Here is a 23237-nt window from a genome sequence, read left to right on the forward strand (position 1 = left end):
GCTGGGCCGCATGGCCCGGCTGGTCTTTTCCCGGTCCGGCCGGTAATAACCGTTGATATCCACCGGGCGGCCCTGGGCTCCATTCAGTTCGTTGACAATCTTTTCCTCATTATCGCCAAGCTGCCGGGCAATTCCGGCAAAACGTGTCCGCAGGTCATTGTCCTCGTTCTGGCCGGCCAGTGCCCGGGCCCAGTACAGGGCAAGATAAAAATGGCTTCCCCGGGTATCCAACTCGTTCACCCTGCGGGAAGGAGATTTCTGGTTTTCGAGAAACATACCGATTGCCTGGTCAAGGGTCCGGGCAAAGAGCCCGGCTTTTTCATTGTTGAACGTATTCTTTATATGCTCAAACGATGGCACCAGGGCACAGAATTCACCCAGGGAATCCCAGCGCAGATGCCCCTCTTTTAAAAACTGCTGGACATGCTTGGGCGCCGAACCGCCGGCCCCGGTCTCAAACAGTCCGCCGCCGTTCATCAGCGGCACGATGGACAGCATCTTGGCACTGGTGCCCAGCTCCAGGATCGGGAACAGGTCGGTGAGATAATCACGCAACACATTACCGGTCACGGAAATAGTATCTTCACCCCTTCTGATTCTCTCCAGCGAGAAGCGCATCGCCGCCACCGGCCGCATGATCCGGATATCCAGGCCGCTGGTATCGTGGTGTGGCAGATATTTTTTGACCTTGGCGATGATCTCGGCATCGTGTCCCCTGTTTTGATCCAGCCAGAAGATGGCGGGCACGCCGGTGGCCCTGGCCCTGCTGACCGCCAGCTTGACCCAGTCCCTGATCGGCGCATCCCTGGTCTGACACATCCTGAAGATATCGCCCTGTTCCACGGGCCGGGCCAGCAGGGTCGCGCCGGCCTGGTCAATGATCCTGATCGTGCCGTTGCCCGGCGCCTCAAAGGTCTTGTCGTGGGAACCGTACTCCTCCGCCTTCTGCGCCATCAGGCCGACATTGGCAACGCTCCCCATGGTCGCCGGGTCAAAGGCGCCATGTTTCTGGCAATCTTCAACAACCTCCTGGTAGATGGTGGCATAACACCGGTCCGGCACCATGGCGATGGTATCGTGCAACTGGTGGTCAGGCCCCCACATCCTGCCGCCGTCACGGATAAACACCGGCATGGAGGCATCGATGATCACGTTATTGGGCACATGCAGGTTGGTGATCCCCTTGCTTGAGTCCACCATTGCCAGTTGACAATTTGTTTTATAGACAGCCTGAATATCCGCTTCGATCCCGGCCCGCTGCGCTTCCGGCAGGTTGTCGATCTTGGCATACAGATCACCCAGGCCGTTGTTGACATTGACCCCCAGCTCCTTGATAACCGCACCATGTTTTGCCAGGACGTCTTTATAAAAGACCGAAACGCAATGACCGAACATGATCGGGTCCGAGACCTTCATCATGGTGGCCTTGAGGTGCAGGGACAGCAACAGCCGGTCATCACCGGCCGCCTTGATCTGCTCCTGGTAAAAGGTGCGCAAGGCCCGGACATTCATCACCGCGGCATCGATCACCTCGCCCGCAAGCAGCGCGGTCTTCTCCTTGAGTGTTTTTATCCCGCCGTTATCAGCGACAAACTCGATCCGGACCTCGCATGGATTGTTGACGGTGAGCGATTTTTCACTGGAGTAGAAGTCCCCGCCAATCATGTGGGCGACCCGCGACCTGGAATCAGCGGGCCACTCCTTCATCAGCCGGTGGGGATTCTTCCGGCCGAACCGTTTTACCGCGGCCGCGGCCCTTCGATCAGAGTTGCCCTCCCGCAGGACCGGGTTGACCGCGCTTCCCAGGATCCTGGCAAACCGGGCATGAAGTTCCATCTCCGCCGCGGTTTCCGGCTCCTCGGGATAGTCCGGGATATCATATCCCTGGTCCTGCAACTCCTTGATGGCGCCTTTCAACTGGGGAACCGAGGCGCTGATATTGGGCAGTTTGATGATATTGGTCTCGGGCAGCTTGACCAGCCGGCCCAGTTCGCCGAGATGATCGGCTATTCTCCGGTCCGCGCTCAGGTACTCGGGAAAGGTCGCAATAATTCTGCCGGCAAGGGAGATGTCCCTTGTCTCAAGGCAAAAGGCGGATCCCCTGGTATATGCCCGGAGGATGGGGAGCAGGGAGTAAGTCGCCAGGGCGGGCGCTTCATCGACCTCGGTGTAGATAATCTTCTGGCTTGCCATCTGTTTTCCTTGGTAGTTATGTGGTATCGATAGAGGGGCTTAAACTCAAAGGGTGCAAGACGAGAAGAGAGCATTAGCATATACCCCTTGGGATTGCAAACATGATGAACTGGCAATAAGCACTGATGTTTCAAATGCCGCCAGAAAAAAGCAACGATTTACGACATGAAACACGTCCGTTGAGCGATTTTTGCGAGACCGACAAACCAGCATGGCTGGACCATATTTGCCCAGCCACAACGAAACAATGAAAGGCGTCACGCCGGCACGGCAAGGCCGGCGCCTGGGGACGACTTTCATATAACCATGATATTGGCAGGAGCCCTGATGGATAAGACCGGTTTCACGGCCCTGCGGCAGGCGGTGCGGGAGATCTGCTTCCCTTCATCCTGCCTGGGCTGCGCCGCCTCCCTGGCCGGTCGCAGTCCGCCCTATTTCTGTCCCGCTTGCGCCCGGGAGATCATTGCCGTTCGCCAACCCTTCTGTCCTGTCTGCGGCCGGCCCTTTTTTTCCGCCTCCGGCCCGGGCCATCTCTGCGGAACCTGCCTGGCCACTGGCCGGAACTTCAGCCGGGCCCGGGCCGTGGCCCTGTACCAGGGCGCCCTGGTACAGGCGATTCACACCTTTAAATACACCGGCCACACCGGTGGTCTTTCTTCCTTTGCCGTGTTGAAGGATCTGCTGGGACCGGGAGACCTGCTGCGGCCGGACCTGATTGTTCCGGTGCCGCTTCACCCCAGGCGTCTGAAGGAGCGCGGTTTCAACCAGGCCCTGTTGCTGGCCCGGGCCTTTTTCCCGGCCCGGCGCCATCGTATTGTTGCCGCCCTTTTGCAACGAAAGCGGTATACCCCGCCCCAGACCACTCTCTCCGGCCCGGCCCGGCGCAAGAACGTCCGCTCCGCCTTCCGGGTCAAGGCGCCGGCGCAACTGGTCGGCCAGACCGTTCTCCTGGTGGATGATGTCTATACCACCGGGGCCACGGTGGATGAATGTGCGCGGGTCCTGGTCCGGGCCGGGGCCCGCAAGGTGGAGGTCTTGACCCTGGCCCGGGTGAACGAGGAGATGTGAGCCGGACCTGGTTTTGCCTGGCTAACCAGTGGAATGTTTCAGGGGCAAATTTTTCTGCTTTTCGGTTCGGAATACTACATTGTGGTATCTCTTTGTTCTCGAACGGTTTTCCCGGGGCTGATCCAAACAGAATCTAAACAGTATCTTAATAAAAAGTGGGATTCAGAGAAATCGAGAGTAATATGAAGCAATATGGAGCATGGTGGAGATAACATAAATGTACGCCCTGTTGATAACTTGCCAGCCCCGCTCATAACTCCACAGTATCATACCATAAATTTCTTGTTCGGTAAAAAGATCGATTTATTGGGGGATTAGGAGGGGCGCCTTGCGGAACTCCGGCAAAATCAGCACATAGAACCCCTGTTGAAAACTTCCCGGCCGCGGAAAGGAAAATTTTCGAAAATCATCTTTGACAGTAATGGAGAGTTTAACTAAAAGACATGCTGGCAAACAGGAACGGAAACATATGTCTGTTTGCTCTTCTTGAGTTGACCTCTCTAGCTCTTAACAAGGTAGCTGTTTTTCAAGATGATCGACCTGCTTTGAGGAATTGAAAGCCGTCCACCTGCTTTGGTCTCCGGGCACCCGGCGGTCCTGGTTGGCGGCCCTGTTCCGGAGGACATCCGTTTAACCTTATGTATAGATAATGTGGAGCGTTTTCTTATGCTGTGGGAGAAGGTAAAAGAATCTTTGCGGGATGTCATGTCCGAAACCACGCACTGCCTGTGGATCGAGCCGCTCGTCTGTTCCGGTTCTGATGATGAATCGATCCTTGAGCTTGCCTGTCCTGATCGTTTTTTCACCACCTGGGTTGCTGATAATTACCTGGCCCGGATCCGGCAGGCCGCAACGGAACTCGCCAACGGTCCGGTCACCGTCCGGCTGGTTACCGGGCCGTTGGCCAAGGCCGAGACCCGGCAACAGTTGCGGCTGCCCTCGATGCCAACGGCAAAATCGTGTATCCGGTCCCTGCATCCGCGCTACACCTTTGACGAGTTCATGGTGGGCGAGAGCAACTACCTGGCCCAGTCCGCCTGCCGGGCCATTGCCAGCGGGGATACCTCGCTGGGCTCCCTGCTCTACATAAATGCCGGTACCGGCCTGGGCAAGAGCCATCTCACCCATGCCGTGGCCCATAACATCATCAGCCATTCGCCGGGTGCCCGGCTCCATTATCTCACTGCCCAGCAGTTCAGCGCCGAGATGGTCTGCGGAATCAGGGCCAACCGGATGGATAGTTTTAAGGAAAAGTATCATAACCACTGCGACATCCTGCTGCTCGACGATGTTCATGCCCTGACCGGCAAGGTCAAGACCCAGGAGGAGTTGAACGAATTGCTTGATGTGCTCCTCAAATCGGGCAAGCGGATTATTCTCACCGGCTCCCAGGCACCCCGCGATCTGTCCAATATCGACCTTGGCATCCGTTCCCGGATGTCGGCCGGGCTGCTGGCCACGATCAACCCGCCGGACCTCAAGACCAGGAGGCTGATCATCCGGCGCAAGGCGGCGAACTGCAACCTGAGCCTGGACGATGAATTGATCGATTTTCTCGCCCAGCAGATCAAGGGCGACATTCGCCTGGTGGAGAGTGCCATCGTCGGCCTGAAGGCCAAGTCCTCATTGATGAAGGCTGCGCCCGATTTCAAGATGGCCCGGGATATCGTGGAGGAACTTATCGGCCGCAGCCAGGAGTTGAGCGCAGAGAGTATCCGTGATTTCATGGCCGCCCAGTTCAAGATCAGCGTTGACGACCTGACCTCCAGATCGCGCAAGAGGTCCATCGCCTTTCCCCGGCAGCTCTCCATGTTCCTGGCCCGCAGGTATACGGAGCAGGGACTGGCCGATATCGGCAAGGCGTTTAACCGCGACCACTCCACGGTGCTCCATTCAATCAAGGTGATTACCGGGGCCATGGCCAGAAACAGCAGTGTCCGCGGCCAGGTGGAGATGCTTGCCAAAAAGTTGACAAGGTAAGGGGAGATCCCCTGGAAACGATCGTTTCCAGACCAGGGAAATTAAAGTTGTCAGTCTTTTTCAATCTTTTAAGTTTTTTCTGCCCTCTGTCTTCTGTCCTCTGTCCTCTGATTTAGAAATACACCCCTTTCACCGCTGCCGGGTCCATGGCCGCGGCTTTGCCCCGGGCAATGGCCGCGGCCAGTTGCCGGGCGGTCCTGGTCATATCGTTGATCCCGATCCCTTGCCAGCCGAAGCCGCAGATAAACAGTCCCGGCAGTTCCTGCATCAGCCTGGCGCGCCAGGCCCGGAGGCGGGCGTGGCCAGTCTCCGGTTGGGGAATGCCGTTGCCCGGCCGCAGGACCCTGGTAAAGCAGGGCGGTTCCGGCAGATGGAGGAGTTGTTTGAGATCAGCATGGGCCTGTTCAACCAGTTCGCGGTCGGACAGGGACAGTTTTTCCGGATGGCGCCGGCCGCCGACCAGCACCTCGACCAGCACCCGGCCGTCCGGGGCCCGGCCGGGAAACATATGGGTGGAGAACAGGGCGCCCAGGGCAAAGCGCTTTTCCTGCTCCGGGGCCAGGTAACCGAAGCCAAATGGTATTTGCGCCGACCGGGTAAAGCCCATGAGTATGTTGACGATTCGGGCCTCGACCAGGGGCGGGCCCGGGGCGGGATAACCCGAGGCCGCGAGCAGGGCCATGCCCTGGTTCACGGACAGGGCGAGCGCCAGCGCCTGGGCAGTATGGGTCCCGCCGCCCGCGTTTATCTGCCAGCCCCCTTTTTCGGTAACCCGGATCCGTTCCGCCTCGGCTCCATAGCGGATATCCTTGTCCCGGGCCAGGACTTCCACCAGCCTGGTCATCCCCTGGGGAAAACTGACCATGGCCGGCAGGCCGCTCTTTTTTTTGCCCTGTTTCCTTTTTTCTTTCCTTTTCTTGATAACTCCCCGGATTACTGAACCATATTCTTTTTCCAGGTTCCGCGCCCCAGGCATCACCGCATCAATGGAGAGCCGATCGAAGTCGCCGGCATAGGTGCCGGTAAACACCGCGTCGGCAAAGGGCAGGAGCGCCGGGCCGAAGCGGTGGCTTATCCATTGGCTCACCGTTGGTTCGCCGGAGAGCGGTTTTTGCCGGAGTTCGGCCAGGACCCGGAGCTTGGCCGAAAAGGGGAGCAGCGACGAGGCGATGATCCGGCCCGGGCTCTGGGGGATCATCCTGAGCCGGCCGTTAAGGCAGACATAGCGGACAAAACTGGCCAGGGGCGCCCGCTGGGCCTCCTGGTCCAGGCCGGTGTCAATCAGGAGTTCATTGCTTGCCGCCGAGTTGTCCAGGAAACCGTGGGGCCCCCATTCGGCCAGATAGCCGTCCCGGCTGAAGGAGCGGATCGCGCCGCCGGGCCGGTCCGCCTTTTCCAGGAGCAGGACCTTGGCCCGGGGCCGTTGTTTCTGGAAAAAATGGGCCAGGGCCAGACCCGAGAGCCCGCTGCCGATGATGATCAGGTCGTAAGGCTGTTTCATTACGTATGGTTTTTCCTTATAATTCCGGTCCGGTACCCAGCCCGTTATGGGTTACCGTAACCGTTGTCCCGGTGGTGATGATTTCAACCCAGCCGCCATCCTTGAGCATGCCGGGATTTATGACCAGGGTCCGGCCGATCCGGTCATGGGCCCGGGCCTCGTGGATATGGCCGGTGAGACAGAGGGCTGGCTGGTGTTCCTCGATAAAGGCCCGGACCGCGCTGCTGCCCACATGGACGCCGTTGGCCAGCACATCGGTTTTGCTGCGCAACGGCGGGGCATGGGAGACCAGGATTTTTTCCAGGGCCCGGTCCACCTGGGCGGCGCCGCTGTCAAGAAGCGCGGTCAGCTCCTGCTCGCTGAATTCAAGGGGGGTGTTAAAAGGGGTCTGGTTGGAGCCGCCCACCCCGATGAGACCGATCTCCCCGAAAAGAACACCCCGGCCGTGCAGACCGACCCCCTGTTCTTTAAGAAAATCGTCCACCTCCGGCTGGTCCATATTGCCGGGCAGGGCCAGCACCCTGCGGTTGCGGGCCATGATCCGTTCCAGCACCGTTTCGGCATCCTGCCTGCCCCCGAAGTTGGTAAAGTCGCCGGTGATTATCACCAGGTCGGCGCGGTCGAGACCGGGGATGGTCTCAATACCGCTCAGGTCCATATGGATGTCGCCGAATGCCACGATTCGCATTGTTGTTCCCTCCGTTGGGTCAAGGAGCACTCCGTTCGGAAGCTCCTTGCGTAAACATTCAGTACCCCCCCTCCTGTCGGGAAAAGGGTTTTCTTCTACCAACGGCCGCTCCTTTGAGAAGGGCCGGCTGTTCATAAACAGGCTATCAAGCAGGAACTCGCTTCGCCGCGGCGGCGATTCGGAATCCATAAGCATATCCTGCCGAAGTTGTTTCAAATTCCGCTTTTGCCGTCACGGCCGCGGCTCAGGGTCCGCTACACCGTTCGGTATAAGAAAACCCCTTTCCCGGTCCAATCTCAAACGTACGGGGTTTATCGAAACCTTACCTCCTTGCTGACATCACAGGTGCTTGACAGGCCCGGGATGATGATTATCGTTACTCTCGTCCTCGGCCCGGCGGTTTTTGCCGGATCAGAGGTCTGCCGCCATGGCCGTATTCTCATCCAGATCAGTGAAAAAATCAATAGAATGAGCGCGTTCGCCCGCATCATAAAAAAGAAGAGGTAGCTGCCCATGACCACACCGAAGATCACCATTGAGACCAAGGAGTTCCAGGCTGAAGTCAAGAAGCTGCTGGATATCGTGATCCATTCCCTTTATACCGAACGGGATATCTTTGTCCGCGAATTGATCTCCAACGCGGCCGACGCCCTGGAGAAGTTCCGGCACCAGAGTCTGTTGGCGGAAGAGGTCTTTGACAGCCACCTGCCCCTGGAAATCAACATCGACCTTGATGACAAGCAGCATACCCTGACCATCATTGACACCGGCATCGGTATGACCCGGGAGGAACTGGAGCACAATCTGGGCACCATTGCCCACTCCGGTTCCAACACCTTCCTCTCCCAACTGGCCGAGGCGGCCAAGAAAGACGTCAGCCTGATCGGCCAGTTCGGGGTCGGTTTTTATTCGGCTTTCATGGCCGGGAAAAAGGTTACGGTCCAGTCACGTTCCTATAAACCGGATGAAGAGGGCCATGAGTGGGTCTCCGACGGTGCGGGCAGCTACACCCTGAGCCCGGCCCCGGGCATCAGGCGCGGTACCAGGATCATCGTTGAGCTGAAGGATGATGCCCGCCAGTATGCCGAGCCCGAGACGATCAAGCGGATTATCAAGCAATATTCAAATTTCGTCCCCTTTCCGATCAAGGTCGGCGGCGATAAGATCAATACCGTCCAGGCCCTTTGGACCCGTAACAAGAACGAGATCAAGGACCAGGAGTACACCGAGTTCTATAAGTTCATCGGCAATGCCTTTGACGAGCCATTTTATCGGCTCCATTTTTCCGCTGATGCGCCCCTGGCGATCAATGCCCTGCTTTTCGTGCCCAGGGAAAATCTTGAACAGATGGGTTTCGGTCGGATTAAATCCGGGGTCAACCTCTATTGCCAGAAGGTGCTGATTGAGCAGCACAGTGAAAATATCCTGCCGGAATGGCTCCGTTTTTTGAAAGGGGTGGTGGACAGCGAGGACATGCCGCTCAATATCTCCCGCCAGGCCCTGCAGGACAGCAGCCTGGTGGCCAAGATAAAAAAGGTCATTACCAAGCGGTTTCTGAAGTTTCTGGCTGAACAGGCCCGGGATGACCATGAAAAATACCTCCGCTTCTGGAAGAATTTCGGCTTTTTTTTCAAGGAAGGGATTACCTCGGATTTCACCTATCGGGAGGAGTTGGCCCTGCTGCTCAGATTCGAATCATCCAAGTCCGCGCCCGGGACGCCCATCTCCCTGGCCGACTATGTGCAACGGATGGGGGAGGAGCAGAAAGAGATTTATTATATCAACGGTCCTGATCGGGCGACCATCGAGTCCGGGCCTTATATCGAGGCCTTTCGCCAACAGGATATCGAGATCCTTTATACCCTGGAGCCCATTGACGACTTTGTCATGAGTCATCTGGGAGAATTCCAGGACAAGAAGCTGGTTTCCGCGGACCGGGCCGATCTTGAGTTGCCTGGGTTGAAAAAGGAAGAAGCCGCCCAAGAGACCGGGGCGACGGACAGTGGCGAACCGATGACCGAGGAGGCAATCGCTGCTTTTTCCAAATGGATGAAGGAGTCGCTCGGCGACCGGGTCAAGGAGGTGGTCGCCTCCAACCGGTTGGTGGACAGCCCGGCCATGGTGGTCAACCCGGACGGGTTCATGACCAGCACCATGGAACGGGTGCTCCAGGCGGCAAATTTTTCCCAGGGCAAGGAGAGCCCCGGGGTCAGCGCCAAGAACCTGGAGATCAACACCCGCCACCCCTTGATCAGAAATCTGGCCGTGCTGCGTGACCAGGACCAGGAACTGGCCGGGAGCATGGCCGAGCAGATCCTGGACAATGCCTTGATCCAGGCCGGGCTGGTGGTTGATTCGCGCAAGATGGTGGAGCGCAGCTACCGGATCCTGGAGCGGTTGACCAACACTCAATAATTTTGTAACCGTTCTTGCGGGTCGAAATCCCGGCGGATTGCTCCGGCGTTGTAACCCCATCGGCCGGGCCGTCCAGGAGCAGGGCCGCGGATATTATACCGCAAGGGCATAAGTTTCGTTTGAGTTCGCCCAGGCAGACCCAACTCAGCTTTATGTTGAAAAAGGGTACTGATCGGGATATTCTTGCCCTGCCTGGGGCAAGTGGTTGCCGGGCGCCTTTTTTGCCATTGCCGCTGCCGATGGCTGTTGCGGCCTTATTGTGCTATCTAGTGTCCGTCCAGAAATGAGCAATTTTGTTCAAGATCAAGGATCGCGAAAAAAATAACCGGAGTCATATAAATGATATTACGAGGATTATTTTTTGAGCATGACGCCGAGATTGGGCGAAAGGGCCATTTCTGGATGGGCACTATCTACTCCTGGAGATTATTGAATGTATTCGCATCGTAAAGGGTTGCCGCTCCTCTTCCTCTTTTTTATTGCCATCCTTGCGGGCGGCTGTTCCTTCCACCATGAACCGGTCCGTCATCTGGCCTCGGACGCGGCCCTGATCGTGCCGGGCCAGACCAGTAAACAGGAGGTTCTCGCCTATCTCGGCGAGCCGGATGAACGGCGACAGGCGGAAAACGGCGAAGAGGTATGGATCTACGTCCAAGTCACGGAGAGCTTCCTGCGTAAGGCCCCCTATATCGGCAAGAGGCTGGGTTCCGAGGAGTACAATGTAATGAATATCTCCTTTGCCGGGAATATCGTTACCTCCTGCGTCTACCGGTTATTCAACGAGGAAGAATACCAGCCGAACGGGAAAAAGGAGTGAGCCTGGCTAATAATTTCGAAAAGGCCCGGCAGCGGATGGTGAGTGAACAACTCGTCCGCCGGTCCATTGATGATCCAAGGGTGCTGGCGGCCATGGCCAAGGTGCCGCGTCATCTCTTTGTCGAGGATGCCCTCCGCGGCCAGGCCTACGGTGATTATCCCCTGCCCATCGGCCGGGGCCAGACCATCTCCCAGCCCTTTATCGTCGCCCTGATGACCCAGGCCTTAAAACTTGCCGGCCACGAACGGGTGCTCGAGATCGGCACCGGCTCCGGTTATCAGGCCGCGATTCTCTCCCTGCTCTGTGAAAAGGTCTTTACCGTCGAACGGATCGATACCCTGCTCGTCCGGGCCCGAACGGTGTTTGATCAACTCCATTACATCAATATCCTTTCCCGGCTGGACGACGGCACGGTTGGCTGGGCCGAGCACAGCCCCTTTGACGCGATCATGGTCACCGCCGGCGGTCCCAGGGTGCCGGAACCCCTGTTGGAGCAACTCGCCGACCCCGGGAGGCTGGTCATCCCGGTGGGTGACCGCCATGGCCAGGAGCTGATCCTGGTGCGCAAGGAACATGGCGCGACCAGCCGGGAGGTTATTGAAAATGTCCGTTTTGTGGATCTGGTGGGGGCCCATGGCTGGTAAAACGAGCAACAAAGAGGCTGCTGTTGTTGCCGTGGCGGCAGAACCGGGCTGGTTCCGGCGGCTCTACGACCGCTGCCTGGCATGGGTGCAGACCCCGTACGGCTTGTGGGCCCTTTTTTTGATCGCCGTGGCTGAGTCCTCTTTTTTCCCCATCCCGCCGGATGTCTTTCTGATCGTCCTGGCCGTTGCCACCCCGAAAAAGGCCTTCCGCTATGCCGGGATCTGCGCGGTCGGCTCGGTGCTGGGCGGGGCCCTGGGCTACGGGCTCGGGCTCGGGTTCATGGATACCGTGGGGGTGCGGATTCTCGACTGGTACGGACTCCAGGCCAAGTTTGCCGAGGTCCAGGAGCTGTATCAACGGTATGACGTCTGGGCGGTCGGCGCTGCCGGGTTCACCCCGCTGCCCTATAAATTGTTCACCATTACCGCCGGTGCCTTTCAGCTCAACTTTTTCACCTTCATCCTGGTTTCGTTGATCTCGCGCTCGGCCCGCTTCTTCCTGGTGGCCGCCTTTATCTACCGGTTCGGCGCCCCGGTCCGGACCTTTGTCGAACGTTATTTCAACATTCTCTCCATCCTGTTCTTCATCCTGCTCATCGGCGGCTTCCTGGTGGTCAGGTGGCTGGTCTGATTTTCCCTGTCTGCACGGGACGGGGTGACAGCGGGGTTTGCAATCGGGCCGCAAGCCTGCGCACCTGCTTCATTGTCTCTTCCGGGTTCGCGGTTGTGAATATTCGGTTGGCCAGCACCACCCGGCCGTTGATGATCACGGTGCGCACATCGCCACCCCCGGCCCCGTAGACCAGCAGATCGGGATGGTAGAAGGGGGTCAGGTGCGGCCGGCTGAGATCGATCATGATCAGGTCGGCCTGTTTTCCCGGGGCCAGGCTGCCGATCCGGCCACCCAGTCCGAGAATTCCGGCGCCACCGGTGCAGGCCATGGCCAGCACCCGTCCGGCCGGCAGCACGGTGGGATCTTTTTTGCTGACCTTGTGCAGCTTGGCAATGAGGTTCATCTCCCGGAACAGATCCAGGATATTGTTGCTGGCGCTGCCATCGGTGCCCAGTCCAACCGGGATTCCCTGGCCGAGCATCTCCGGCAGCGGCGCGATCCCGGCGGCGAGTTTCATGTTGCTGGTCGTACAGGCACTGACCCCGGCCCCGCTTTGGGCCAGGATAGTCAGGTCGTCCGGTTTCAGCCATGTGCAATGGACGCAGACCGTGTCCCGGTCCAGGACCCCCAGCCCGGCGAGATAGTTTAAGGGCGAGACCCCGTGCTCTGCGTGGATCTGTTCGGTTTCGGCCCTGGTTTCGGCCAGGTGGATGAAGAAGGGCGCCTTCCGGGCCCGGGCCGCGGCCTTGGCCTTTCTGATGGTCGCTGCCGCGCAGGTATAGGGCGAGTGACAGAATATTGCCGGGGTGATCAGCGGGTCCTTCCCCTGCCAGGCATCAATGAACCGGGCCGCCATTGCCACGTTATCCGCCGGGTCCGGCACACCGGGTGCGGGGAAGTCGATCACTCCCTGGGCTGCCACCGCCCGCAGGCCGGTATCCCGGAAGGCCCGCGCGGCCTGGTCTTCATGGAAATAGCTGTCCGCGATACAGGTGATCCCGGCCCGGATCATTTCCAGGGCCGCCAGTTTGGAGCACCAGTAGACCATCTCCGGGGTAACGCTTCCGGCCTCGGCCGGAAAGATATGTTCGTTCAGCCAGGTCATCAGTTCCAGGTCGTCGGCCAGGCCGCGGAACAGGGTCATGGCCGCATGGGTGTGGCTGTTGACCAGGCCGGGCATCACCAGGCAATTATCGCCGGCAATGGTCTGCCGGGCCCGGATCGCGGCCGGCAGTTCGGCCATGGGCCCCAGTGCCTGGATAACGGTGCCCCGGACCAGGAGATACCCGTTGTGGATTGGCCCGGGCTGGTCCGGGTTCAGGGTGAGAACCGTGGCATTGGTGATCAGGATATCGTTGACAAGGGGTTGAGCGGTCATGGGCGGCTAATCCATGGTGATGGTTTTTATAAAAAAACGGGATGCACCGATACCGGCCATGGTACCATATTCACGGCTGCCGGTAAAAATGCTTTTCCCGCCGGCCGGGCCGGTCTATAATAATCCGTAACCGTTCACCGGGGGTACGGATTTACGGTAACCTCATGCCCGTAAGCGTTTACCAGTGGTTTAGATTCGTTCATCTGGGACTGCGAAGCATACTGGTGCTATTCGAGCAGGCCCGGATGGGCGAAGATGAGGTGCTGGTGAACGCTTACAATAATCCCGCTTCGGCCATGGCCGGCCCGGCAATGGTGTCAATCTGAATCAAGGTTTTCAGGAGTAGTGTTCCATGCAAACGAGAACTGCGGACTATGTCCTTTTCTTTCTCATAACCCTGGCGGTGCTGACCATGCAGAGCAAGGAAGTCCGGGCCGTGCAACTGGCCCCGCATCTTTATAAGACCACCATTGATAACGGCCTGACCGCCCTGGTCAAGGAGACCCCCGGCACCCGGGTGGCCACCGTGCAGATCTGGGTAAGGGCCGGCAGTGTTTACGAGGAGCCGCGCGAGGCCGGGATCACCCACCTTATTGAACATATGATCTTCAAGGGCACCCCCACCCGGGGGCCGGGCAAGCTGGCCGAGGCAGTGGAGAGCGTCGGCGGCCGGATCAATGCCTATACCTCCTATGACTATACGGTCTACCATGCCACCCTGGCGGCTATTCACTGGCAACTGGCCCTGGAGGTGTTGACCGATGCGGTATTCAACTCGGTCTTTGATCCCCAAGAGCTGGAGCGGGAGAAAAAGGTGGTCCTGGAAGAGCTGGGGATGCGCAACGACCGGCCCGAGATCATGCTGTTCCAGGAGTTGATGGCCAAGGCCTACAGCGTCCATCCTTACCGGCGGCCGGTGATCGGCACCGTGCAGTCCATCTCCTCCCTGACCCGGGATGATATCATTGCCTACCTGGGCCGGCATTACCAGCCCGAGGACATCACCGTGGTGGTGGTGGGCGATGTGGAGGCCGGTCCGGTGCTCGCCCGGGTCAAGGAGGAGATGGGCGGGCTGGAGCGGGGCCGGTATCCGTCCCCCCCCCGGGCCCTGGAGCCGCCCCGGCAGCGGCCCTGTTTTTTCACCATCAAGACCGAGGTCAATCAGCCGCAGATGGCCCTGGCCATTCCGATCAGCAGGTTCGACGACCCGGATACCCCGGTGCTGGACGTGCTTGCCCGGATTGTCGGTCAGGGCGAGACCTCGCGGCTGTACCGGGCCCTGCGCGACGAGCAGCAGCTGGTCCTGGCCATCAATGGCTCGGCCTTTACCCCCCGTGATCCGGGGATGCTGGAGGTTACCGCGGTCCTGGACCGCGACAAGCTGCTGCCGGCCCTGGAGTCAACCCTGGTTGAACTGTTCCGGCTCAAGTATTCCCCGGTCAGCGAGGAGGAACTGAAACGGGCCAAACACGGCCTGGAGGGTGATTTTGTTTTCAACCTGGAGCGGGTCGAGGGCCAGGCCAGGGTCCTGGGTTCCTTTGAGTTTCTGTCCGGTGATCCCCGCGAGGACGGGTATCTGGAAAAGGTACGGGGGGTGACCCGGGACGATATCAGCCGGGTGGCGCGGAAATATCTGCGGGGAAGCCGGCTTACCGCCGGGTTCCTGCTGCCCCGGAGCAGCGGGTTCAGCCTTGACGATGAGGGCCTGGCCCTGCTCATTGCCCGGGCCGAGACCAGGGCCAGGCAGGATCCTTCCCTGGTGGCGGGCAGCTATTTGAGCGGGCTGCACCGCTATCATCTGGACAATGGAATCACCCTGCTGGTCCGTGAAGATCCCATTGTGGCCACCATTGCCATCCGGGCGGTGTTCCCCGGCGGCCTGCGGGCCGAGACCCCGGCCAGCAACGGCGCCTTTGCCTTTATCAGCGAACTGCTGCCCAAGGGAACGGCCAGCATGTCGGCCCGGGAGATTGCGGTGGCAGTGGCGGACATGGCCGGTTCCCTGGAAGGGTTCAACGGCAAGAATACCTTTGGGCTCAAGGCGGATTTTCTCGCCCGGTTCGCGGATCCCGGGCTGGCGCTGGTCCGCGACGTGCTCATCTCCCCGGCCTTTGATCAAGGCGAGGCGGCCTTGATCCGGCCGGAGTTGCTGGCCCAGCTTAAACAACAGGAAGATTCCCTCTCCGCCCTGGCCTTTCGCGAGTTCAACCGGCTTCTTTTTGACAGCCACCCCTACGGCCTGAATTCGCTGGGTTCCGAATCCGTGCTGCGGGGCTATACGGTCAGTGCCTTGCAGGAGATATATCAAGAGCATGCCCGGCCGGACAAACTGGTGCTGACCGTTGCCGGCGCGGTAAAGGCGGATGAGGTTTACGACCAGGTGAACCGGCTGTTCGGGGGCTGGAAGGTGGCTGAGGAGCCGGAAGCGGTCTCCGGGGTCAGCGAGGAACTGCTCACCCCGGAGCCGCCGGCCCAACCCAGGACTTTTATTATCGACCGGGACAAGGAGCAGCTCCATCTGATCATCGGTTTTGTCGGCACCACCCTGGCCAGTGCGGACCGTTTCAGCCTTGAGGTGCTGGATACCGTTCTCTCCGGCCAGAGCGGCCGGCTGTTCACCGAGTTACGCGATAAACAGAGCCTGGCCTACAGCCTCTCTTCCTTTTCAATGCTGGGCCTGGATACCGGGGCATTCGGCATCTATCTCGGCACCAGCCCGGAAAAACGGGAACAGGCCCTGGCTGGAATCTGGCAGCAGCTTCGCCGGGTCCGGCAGGAGGAGATCAGCGCGGCGGAACTGGCCCGGGCCAAGAACATTCTCATCAGCCAGTACCAGCTGGGCCTGCAGACCCACGCGGCCCAGGCCCTGGAAATCGCCTTGAACGAGACCTATGGACTGGGACAGGATTTCGGTGACCGCTACATCGCCGGGATCAATGCAGTGGATGGGGCCGCGGTCCTGGCCGTGGCGCAACGCTACATCCTGCCCGAACATTATGTGCTGGTGGAAGTGGGGGCCGGCCCGGCCCCGGGAGACCAACCCTGAATCCGACAACCTGTGTAAAGGATACGGAAATGAACCTCAGCCAAGAAAACATGATTGCCCCGTCGATTCTCTCTGCCGACTTTGCCCGGTTGGGCGAGGAGATTCGGGCCGTGGCCGCGGCCGGCGCCGATGTGATCCATGTGGATGTGATGGATGGCCATTTTGTCCCCAATATCACCATCGGGCCGCTGGTGGTCGAGGCGGTCCGCAGGATCACCGATCTGCCCCTGGACGTTCACCTGATGATCGAGGAACCGGACCGTTATCTGGAGGATTTTGCCGCGGCCGGGGCGGACTGGATCACCGTGCATGTGGAGGTCTGCCGCCATTTGCATCGAACCGTGGCCAGGATCCGCGAACTGGGCAAAAAGGCCGGGGTGGTGCTCAATCCGGCCACCCCCCTTTCCACCCTTGACCTTATCCTCGGAGATGTCGACCTGGTGATGTTGATGAGCGTCAATCCCGGGTTCGGCGGCCAGTCCTTTATCCCTTTCACAGTGGACAAGGTCCGGCGCCTCAGGGAGATGATCGTCTCCCGTAACCTGGAGGCGGGCATTGAACTGGACGGCGGGATCGGCCCGGACACCATCGCCGCGGTGGCCGCGGCCGGGGCCAATATCTTTGTCGCCGGCTCAGCGGTGTTCGGCCGGCCGGACTACGGAAAGGTGATTGCCGAGATGAAAGCCATTATCAACGGGCATTGATCCGGCGCCATGAGCGGGAACCGGAAACCCGGAGGGAGAGATGGTTATGGCCCAGTGGAAGAATTTTGATCGTCTGCCGGCCCATCAGGTTTTGCAGCGCTTGGCGACCCGGCCCTATGACCTGACCCGGCCCGGGGCGATCACTGAAAAACGGCTGGCCGCCTCTGTCTGCCGCGGGGCTGGTATCGAACTCCATTACGGGATGCAGCGGCTGGACCGGGAGGTGCTGGCCGGGCTGCAACAGCTGGCCGAACAAAGCGGGGCGGTTGCCCGCTTCCTGGAGATGAAAAAGGGGGCGGTGGTCAACCGGATCGAGGGGTATGCCAGTGAAGAGCGGCAGGTACTCCATACCGCCTGCCGCGACCTGTTCAGCGACCCGCCCCTGGCCCCGGCGGCCAGCGGCCGGGCCCGGCAGGAACTGGCCAAGCTGAAAATCTTCCTGGCTGAGCTTGATTCCGCCGAGCTGACCAATTCCCAGGGCCAACCCTTTACCGATCTGGTCCAGATAGGTATCGGCGGCTCGGACCTGGGGCCGCGGGCCCTGGCCCTGGCGCTCGCCGCCTATCAACTGCCCGGCCGGCGGGTCCATTTTATCGCCAATGTTGATCCCGACGATGCGGCCTCGCTGCTCAAAGGGCTGGACCTGTCCCGCACCCTGGTCAACGTGGTTTCCAAGAGCGGTTCCACCCTGGAGACCCTGACCAACGAAGAGCTGGCGCGGACCGCATTCAGCCGGGCCGGCCTGGACCCGGGCCGACATTTTGTCGCGGTCACCGGCCAGGACAGCCCCATGGATAACCCGGAGCGCTATCTCCGCTCCTTTTATATATTTGATTCCATTGGCGGCCGCTACAGCGCCACCTCCATGGTCGGCGCGGTGGCGCTCGGTTTCCAGCTGGGCTACGAGGGCTTTGCGCAGATCCTCCGGGGGGCCCATGCCATGGATCTGGTCGCGGAAGAGGAGAATATTCTCAATAACCCGCCCCTGCTCCTGGCGCTGATCGGCATCTGGAACCGCAACTTCCTGGGCCATGACACCGTGGCGGTGCTTCCCTACAGCCAGGCCCTGATCCGCTTTGCCGCCCACCTCCAGCAATGCGATATGGAGAGTAACGGCAAGTCGGTGACCCGGCAGGGCGAGCCGGTCTCCCATCATACCGGGCCGATTCTCTGGGGCGAGCCCGGCACCAACGGCCAGCATGCCTTTTACCAACTGCTCCACCAGGGTACCACCGTGGTGCCGGTGGAGTTCATCGGGTTCCGCCGGAGCCAGTACCAGGAGGATCTGCTGGTCCGCTCCACCACCTCCCAGGAGAAGCTGCTCGCCAATCTCCTGGCCCAGTCCCTGGCCCTGGCCATTGGGCAGGCCAGCGACAACCCCAACCAGGTCTTTGCCGGCAATCGGCCCAACAGCGTCCTGTGGGCCGACCGGCTGACCCCCTACAGCATGGGGGCCCTGCTCGCCCTGTACGAGGCCAAGATTGTGTTCCAGGGGTTTATCTGGAACATCAATTCCTTTGACCAGGAAGGGGTGCAACTGGGCAAGGTGCTGGCCAACCGGCTGCTCGATCATTTTGCCGGGAGGCGCGAGAGCCGGCCCACTGATCCGGCCCAGGACCCCCTGGATCTGGCCCTGCTCCGGAATGCCGGCCTGCTGGCCGACAAGCAAGAGAAGCACTGACAGCAACGCCCCTTGCGGCAAGTGGACAGGCCTGCGCGGCTGCTGGTTCTCCCGTTGAATTTTCGCGCACTATTGGCTAAGGTGCTTGCCGCATGCTGCAATAAGCCTGTCTTCTTGGCCCGCTCGGTTCCTGCGGAACAGGATACGCATTCCGGTACCGGGCCGGCCCCCTTTAAAGTCGGCATCTGTCCAAGGACATAACGGTGAAAATAGGCCTGGCACAAATCAACCCGGTGATCGGCGATTTTGCCCATAACCGGGCCCGGATCGTTCATTGGGCCGAAAGGGCCCGGGACCAGGGCTGCGAACTGGTGGTCTTCCCGGAGTTGGCCCTGTGCGGCTATCCGCCCCAGGATCTGCTGGAGCGCGCCTCGTTTCTGGTTGACCATGACCGGGCCCTTGGCCGGCTGATGAGAGATATATCCGGGATCGGGGTACTCTGCGGGATTCTGGAGCGTCATGCCGACGGCTCGGGCAAACCGCTGCACAACAGCGCCGTGCTTTTTGAAGAGGGCGAGATCCTGTTCACGGCCCGCAAACAGCTGCTGCCGGTCTACGACGTGTTTGACGAGAGCCGCTACTTCAGTCCCGGCACGGTCAACACCGTCTGTCATTACAAGGGGCTCTTCCTGGGAGTGACCATCTGCGAGGATGTCTGGAACGACAAGGATATCTTTAACCGCAGGCTGTATGAACTGGACCCGGTGGCTGAACTGGCCGGCGCGGAACCCGGGCTCAACTGTCTGATCAACCTCTCGGCCTCGCCTTTTCACCTGGGCAAGAACGCCTTGAAAGACGAGATATTCGGCAGGCTCTGCCAGAGGTATAACCTGCCCCTGCTCTATGTCAACCAGGTCGGCGGCCAGGACGACCTGCTCTTTGACGGCCGGAGCAGGGTCCTGGATCCGGCCGGCCGGGTCATCGTCCGGGCGGCCCGGTTCCAGGAAGACCTGGTGGTGGTGAACAGTGATGCCTGGTCCGGGTCGCAACCACTGGCCGCGGCATCAACGGACAACAACGGCGACGAGGTGGCGGCGGTGTTCGAGGCCCTGGTCATGGGGGTGCGGGACTATGTGGGCAAATGCGGTTTTTCCTCGGTGGTGCTGGGATTGAGCGGCGGCATTGATTCGGCCCTGACCTGTGTTATTGCCTGCGCGGCCCTGGGTGCGGAAAACGTGCTCGGCGTGGCCCTGCCGTCGCCCTATACCTCCAGGGAATCCATTGAGGATGCCCGGGCACTGGCCGCCAACCTGGGCTGTAACTTTGAGCTGGTTCGGATCTCCCCGGTTTTTTCCGTGATGCGGCAGACCCTGGCGCCGCTCTTTGCCGGCCGGGCCCCGGATGTCACCGAGCAGAACCTCCAGGCCCGGATCCGCGGCAACCTGTTGATGGCGCTGTCCAACAAGTTCGGCCACCTCCTGCTCTCCACCGGCAACAAGTCGGAGATGGCAGTGGGCTACTGCACCCTGTACGGTGACATGAGCGGCGGCCTGGCGGTGATCGGTGATGTGCCCAAGTTGCTGGTCTACCAACTGGCCGGTTATGTGAACCGCGACCAGGAGTTGATCCCGGGCCGGACCATAACGAAACCTCCCTCGGCCGAACTGGCCCCGAACCAGCGCGATGAGGACGATCTGCCGCCCTATGCGGTGCTTGATCCCATCCTGGCCGCCTATCTGGAGCAGGATCGTTCGGTGGACGAGATCGTGGCCCTGGGCTTTGACCGGGCCACGGTGGCCGATGTGGTGCGCAGGATCCGGATCAACGAGTACAAACGCAAACAGGCCCCGCCGGTGTTAAAGGTGACCACCAAGGCCTTTGGCCAGGGACGGCGCTATCCCACGGCCCAGAATTATTTAGAAGGCGCGTGACAGGGATCAGAAGCCAGAGGGCAGAAGACAGTGAAAAATAGTTAATAGTTATTTGTTAATGGTAACAGAATGTTATAATCATTTAACCAATAACCAATAACCAATAACCAATAACCGTAGCAGGGAATAAAACCATGATTACCCCGGTTGCCGTTAACTCCGAAGCAGGACAAGAGTTGCTCGCCCGTCTTGTTGGCCGGTTCCGTCTGGCCGACGATGGCTGCCAACAGGCGGTGAATGAGATTATCCGGGCGATCCGTACCAATGGCGACCAGGCCCTGCTGGCCTATATCCGCCGGTTCGACGCCCCGGAGATGCAGTTGGCCGGACTCAGGGTCACCCCGGAGGAACTGGACCAGGCCGATAAACTGGTGTCCGACCGGTTGCGCAGTACCATAAGGCTTGCCATTGAGCGGATTCGGACCTTCCACCAGCGGGAGATGGAGGAGTCCTGGACCATTGAGCGGGCCGACGGCGCGGTGACCGGCCGCCTGGTCCGGGCGGTGGATTCGGCCGGGCTCTATGTGCCCGGCGGCCAGGGCGGCAAGACCCCCCTGGTCTCATCGGTGTTGATGAACGGGATCCCGGCCGGGATCGCCGGGGTGGCGCGCCGGGTGATGGTCACCCCGCCGGACCGGAACGGCCGGATCAATCCGGCCCTGCTGGTGGCGGCCCGGGAAATAGGGATCAGCGAGATCTACAAGATGGGCAGCGCCTGGGCCGTTGCCGCCCTGGCATACGGCACCGGGACCGTGGCCGGGGTGGATGTGATCGTCGGGCCCGGCAACCAATATGTGACCGAGGCCAAGCGCCAGGTGGCCGGCATGGTCCGGATCGATATGATCGCCGGGCCCAGCGAGGTGCTGATCGTGGCCGATGAAACCGCTGATCCGGCCTTTATTGCCGCGGATATGCTGGCCCAGGCCGAACATGATCCCCAGGCCCTGGCCATGCTGATCACCATTGCGCCATCCCTGGGAGCCCGGGTGGCGGCGGCCCTGGCGGAACAACTCCCCCGGCTCGGCCGGCAGGAGATCGCCCGGGCCTCGCTGGCGGCCCGGGGCGCGATCCTGGAGGCCGACGATCTTGACCAGGCCCTGGAACTGGCCAACCGGCTGGCTGCCGAACATCTGGAGATCATGGTTGCCGACCCCTGGGCCTGCGTCGACCGGATCCGCCATGCCGGGGCCATCTTCCTGGGCAATTATTCGCCCGAAGCGGTGGGCGATTACCTGGCCGGTCCCAACCATGTCCTGCCGACCATGGGCACGGCCCGCTACTCATCGGCCCTGGGGGTGGAGACCTTTTTGAAGAAGAGCAGCATCATCGCCTATAACCAGGCGGCCTTTCGTGCCGACGCAGCAGCGATCCAGGAACTGGCCGAACTGGAGGGGTTGAGCGGTCATGCCGGCTCGGTGGCGATCCGGCTTGGGAACAAGTCCTGAATTCCAGTATGACTGCGGCGGAAGCAAAGGCAAAAGCGAAAAAAATCCTGGAGCAGGGGCTGGCCCGGATGGGCATCAGCCTGCCGGATCCCACCGCAATGGAGCGGTTATCGCTCTACTGTGACGAGTTGTTGAAATGGAACCGCAAGGTCAACCTGGTGGCCCGGGAGGCAACCAGGGCGGAGATCCTGGAAAAGCATTTCCTTGATTCGTTGACCCTGCTGCCGCTCCTGCGGGAGGAGCATAACCGGCGGCCGAGTCTGCTCGACGTGGGCAGCGGCGCTGGTTTCCCGGGATTGGTTCTGAAGATTGCCTGGCCCGGGCTGGTGGTTACCCTGGTGGAGCCGCGGCGCAAGCGGGCCTTTTTTCTCCGCCATCTGATCCGCACCCTGGGCCTTGAAGGGATCAAGGTCCTGCGGGTCCGGCTGGCAGAGGGAGCTGAACCGGATCCCCTGGCCGGCCAGCGGTTCGATCTGATCACCAGCCGGGCCCTTGCCGATCTCGCCACCTTTCTGGCCCTGGTTGCCCCCTATCTCCGGCCGGCCGGCCGGATTATCGCCATGAAGGGCCCGCGCGGCACGGCTGAACTCGATTCCCTGGGCAAGAACCCGGCCTGGCCCCTGATCAGCAGCCGCACCTGGCAGCTCCCCTTTTCCAAGGGGCAGCGGTTGTTGCTGGTTTTCGGAGGGGGTAATAACCGTTCAAGCCGTTCGAACGTTTAAACGGTTTAAACGCTCAAACGGTTTATATGAAAGTCGTGCCGGACGAAGCTCGCTGTCCGGGGAGATTTTCATGGTTGGTTGTGGCTGCGGCCCCAAAATCATGGTCCAGCCATGCTGGTTAGTCGGAGCGGCCGAAGAACATATAGACCACCACTGCCAGGACCCCGGCCGCGCCGAACACCAAGGGCAGGACCTTGTTGAGCTGCACCCCGTCGTTGGTGGAGAGTTCCTGGACGTACTGGGTGCCGGTGAAGGCCCAGCAGCCGATAAAAATGCCCAGCAGGATCAGGTACTTGAAGGACTGCCGGTAGAGCAGGTACCCCACCAGGCAGACAAAGGGAACCAGGAAGTAGGGATTGGTGAACAGCCCGCTTAAATCAATTTCGCTGATCTGGGAAGGCACCTGGGTCGAGGCCCACCACTCGCTGATTTTGGTTATAAATCCAGACATACGGTTCCCTCTCTTTTTTG

General features: G+C 60.2%; 18 protein-coding genes. 13 read left to right on the forward strand and 5 right to left on the reverse strand.

Going from position 1 to position 23237, the window contains the following annotated elements:
- Positions 1–2193: NADP-dependent isocitrate dehydrogenase (locus L3J03_05715; protein ID MCF6290473.1), on the reverse strand; the 2193-nt coding region annotated here is incomplete at its 3' end.
- Between the two features lie 327 nt (positions 2194–2520).
- On the opposite strand from L3J03_05715, the gene L3J03_05720 reads away from it, so the two are divergent.
- Positions 2521–3261: a ComF family protein gene (locus L3J03_05720; GenBank protein MCF6290474.1), complete on the forward strand. Its 741-nt coding sequence runs from the start codon at positions 2521–2523 to the stop codon at positions 3259–3261.
- Positions 3262–3966: 705 nt separating this feature from the next.
- Positions 3967–5241, forward strand: coding sequence for a chromosomal replication initiator protein DnaA (dnaA, locus tag L3J03_05725; GenBank protein MCF6290475.1), 1275 nt, complete (start codon positions 3967–3969; stop codon positions 5239–5241).
- Between the two features lie 112 nt (positions 5242–5353).
- Here dnaA and hemG read toward each other — a convergent pair whose 3' ends face one another.
- Both hemG and L3J03_05735 read right to left on the reverse strand, forming a co-directional pair.
- Positions 5354–6742, reverse strand: coding sequence for a protoporphyrinogen oxidase (gene hemG / locus L3J03_05730; protein MCF6290476.1), 1389 nt, complete (start codon positions 6740–6742; stop codon positions 5354–5356).
- A 16-nt stretch (positions 6743–6758) separates the two neighbouring features.
- Positions 6759–7619, reverse strand: coding sequence for a metallophosphoesterase (locus L3J03_05735; GenBank protein MCF6290477.1), 861 nt, complete (start codon positions 7617–7619; stop codon positions 6759–6761).
- A 324-nt stretch (positions 7620–7943) separates the two neighbouring features.
- On the opposite strand from L3J03_05735, the gene htpG reads away from it, so the two are divergent.
- The 4 genes from htpG to L3J03_05755 all read left to right on the forward strand — a co-directional run bounded on the left by htpG (position 7944) and on the right by L3J03_05755 (position 11937).
- On the forward strand, positions 7944–9845 hold the full coding sequence (htpG, locus tag L3J03_05740; protein MCF6290478.1) for a molecular chaperone HtpG: 1902 nt from the start codon (positions 7944–7946) through the stop codon (positions 9843–9845).
- 433 nt (positions 9846–10278) lie between these two features.
- Positions 10279–10662 (forward strand): hypothetical protein, encoded by a 384-nt coding sequence (locus tag L3J03_05745; GenBank protein ID MCF6290479.1) that lies wholly within the window; start codon positions 10279–10281, stop codon positions 10660–10662.
- A 2-nt stretch (positions 10663–10664) separates the two neighbouring features.
- Positions 10665–11306, forward strand: coding sequence for a protein-L-isoaspartate(D-aspartate) O-methyltransferase (locus L3J03_05750; GenBank protein ID MCF6290480.1), 642 nt, complete (start codon positions 10665–10667; stop codon positions 11304–11306).
- Positions 11296–11937 carry a VTT domain-containing protein gene (locus tag L3J03_05755; GenBank protein MCF6290481.1) on the forward strand — a complete coding sequence of 214 codons (642 nt, stop codon included), beginning with the start codon at positions 11296–11298 and terminating at the stop codon, positions 11935–11937. The genes L3J03_05750 and L3J03_05755 overlap by 11 nt, the downstream gene beginning before the upstream one ends.
- On the opposite strand, the gene L3J03_05760 is transcribed toward L3J03_05755, so the two are convergent.
- On the reverse strand, positions 11921–13297 hold the full coding sequence (locus L3J03_05760) for an amidohydrolase (GenBank protein ID MCF6290482.1): 1377 nt from the start codon (positions 13295–13297) through the stop codon (positions 11921–11923). The two genes, L3J03_05755 and L3J03_05760, sit on opposite strands and share 17 nt — an antisense overlap.
- 164 nt (positions 13298–13461) lie before the next feature.
- On the opposite strand from L3J03_05760, the gene L3J03_05765 reads away from it, so the two are divergent.
- The 7 genes from L3J03_05765 to rsmG all read left to right on the forward strand — a co-directional run bounded on the left by L3J03_05765 (position 13462) and on the right by rsmG (position 22766).
- Entirely contained in the window at positions 13462–13623 is a 162-nt protein-coding gene (locus tag L3J03_05765; GenBank protein MCF6290483.1) for a hypothetical protein, read from the forward strand.
- 26 nt (positions 13624–13649) lie between these two features.
- Positions 13650–16343: an insulinase family protein gene (locus L3J03_05770; protein MCF6290484.1), complete on the forward strand. Its 2694-nt coding sequence runs from the start codon at positions 13650–13652 to the stop codon at positions 16341–16343.
- A 29-nt stretch (positions 16344–16372) separates the two neighbouring features.
- Positions 16373–17047, forward strand: a complete 675-nt coding sequence (rpe, locus tag L3J03_05775; protein MCF6290485.1) for a ribulose-phosphate 3-epimerase — start codon at positions 16373–16375, stop codon at positions 17045–17047.
- A 40-nt stretch (positions 17048–17087) separates the two neighbouring features.
- Positions 17088–18728, forward strand: coding sequence for a glucose-6-phosphate isomerase (locus tag L3J03_05780; protein ID MCF6290486.1), 1641 nt, complete (start codon positions 17088–17090; stop codon positions 18726–18728).
- 203 nt (positions 18729–18931) lie between these two features.
- Positions 18932–20599 carry an NAD+ synthase gene (locus L3J03_05785; protein MCF6290487.1) on the forward strand — a complete coding sequence of 556 codons (1668 nt, stop codon included), beginning with the start codon at positions 18932–18934 and terminating at the stop codon, positions 20597–20599.
- Positions 20600–20733: 134 nt separating this feature from the next.
- Positions 20734–22044, forward strand: a complete 1311-nt coding sequence (gene hisD / locus L3J03_05790; GenBank protein MCF6290488.1) for a histidinol dehydrogenase — start codon at positions 20734–20736, stop codon at positions 22042–22044.
- 8 nt (positions 22045–22052) lie between these two features.
- Positions 22053–22766, forward strand: a complete 714-nt coding sequence (rsmG, locus tag L3J03_05795) for a 16S rRNA (guanine(527)-N(7))-methyltransferase RsmG (GenBank protein MCF6290489.1) — start codon at positions 22053–22055, stop codon at positions 22764–22766.
- A gap of 118 nt (positions 22767–22884) precedes the next feature.
- Here the strand turns inward: rsmG and L3J03_05800 are convergent, their stop codons facing one another.
- The gene (locus tag L3J03_05800; protein ID MCF6290490.1) at positions 22885–23217 is read right to left on the reverse strand and encodes a hypothetical protein; all 333 of its coding nucleotides are present in this window, start codon (positions 23215–23217) and stop codon (positions 22885–22887) included.
- Positions 23218–23237 lie beyond the last annotated feature (20 nt).

Source organism: Desulfobacterales bacterium (assembly GCA_021647905.1).
In the GTDB taxonomy this organism is placed as follows: Bacteria; Desulfobacterota; Desulfobulbia; order Desulfobulbales; family BM004; genus JAKITW01.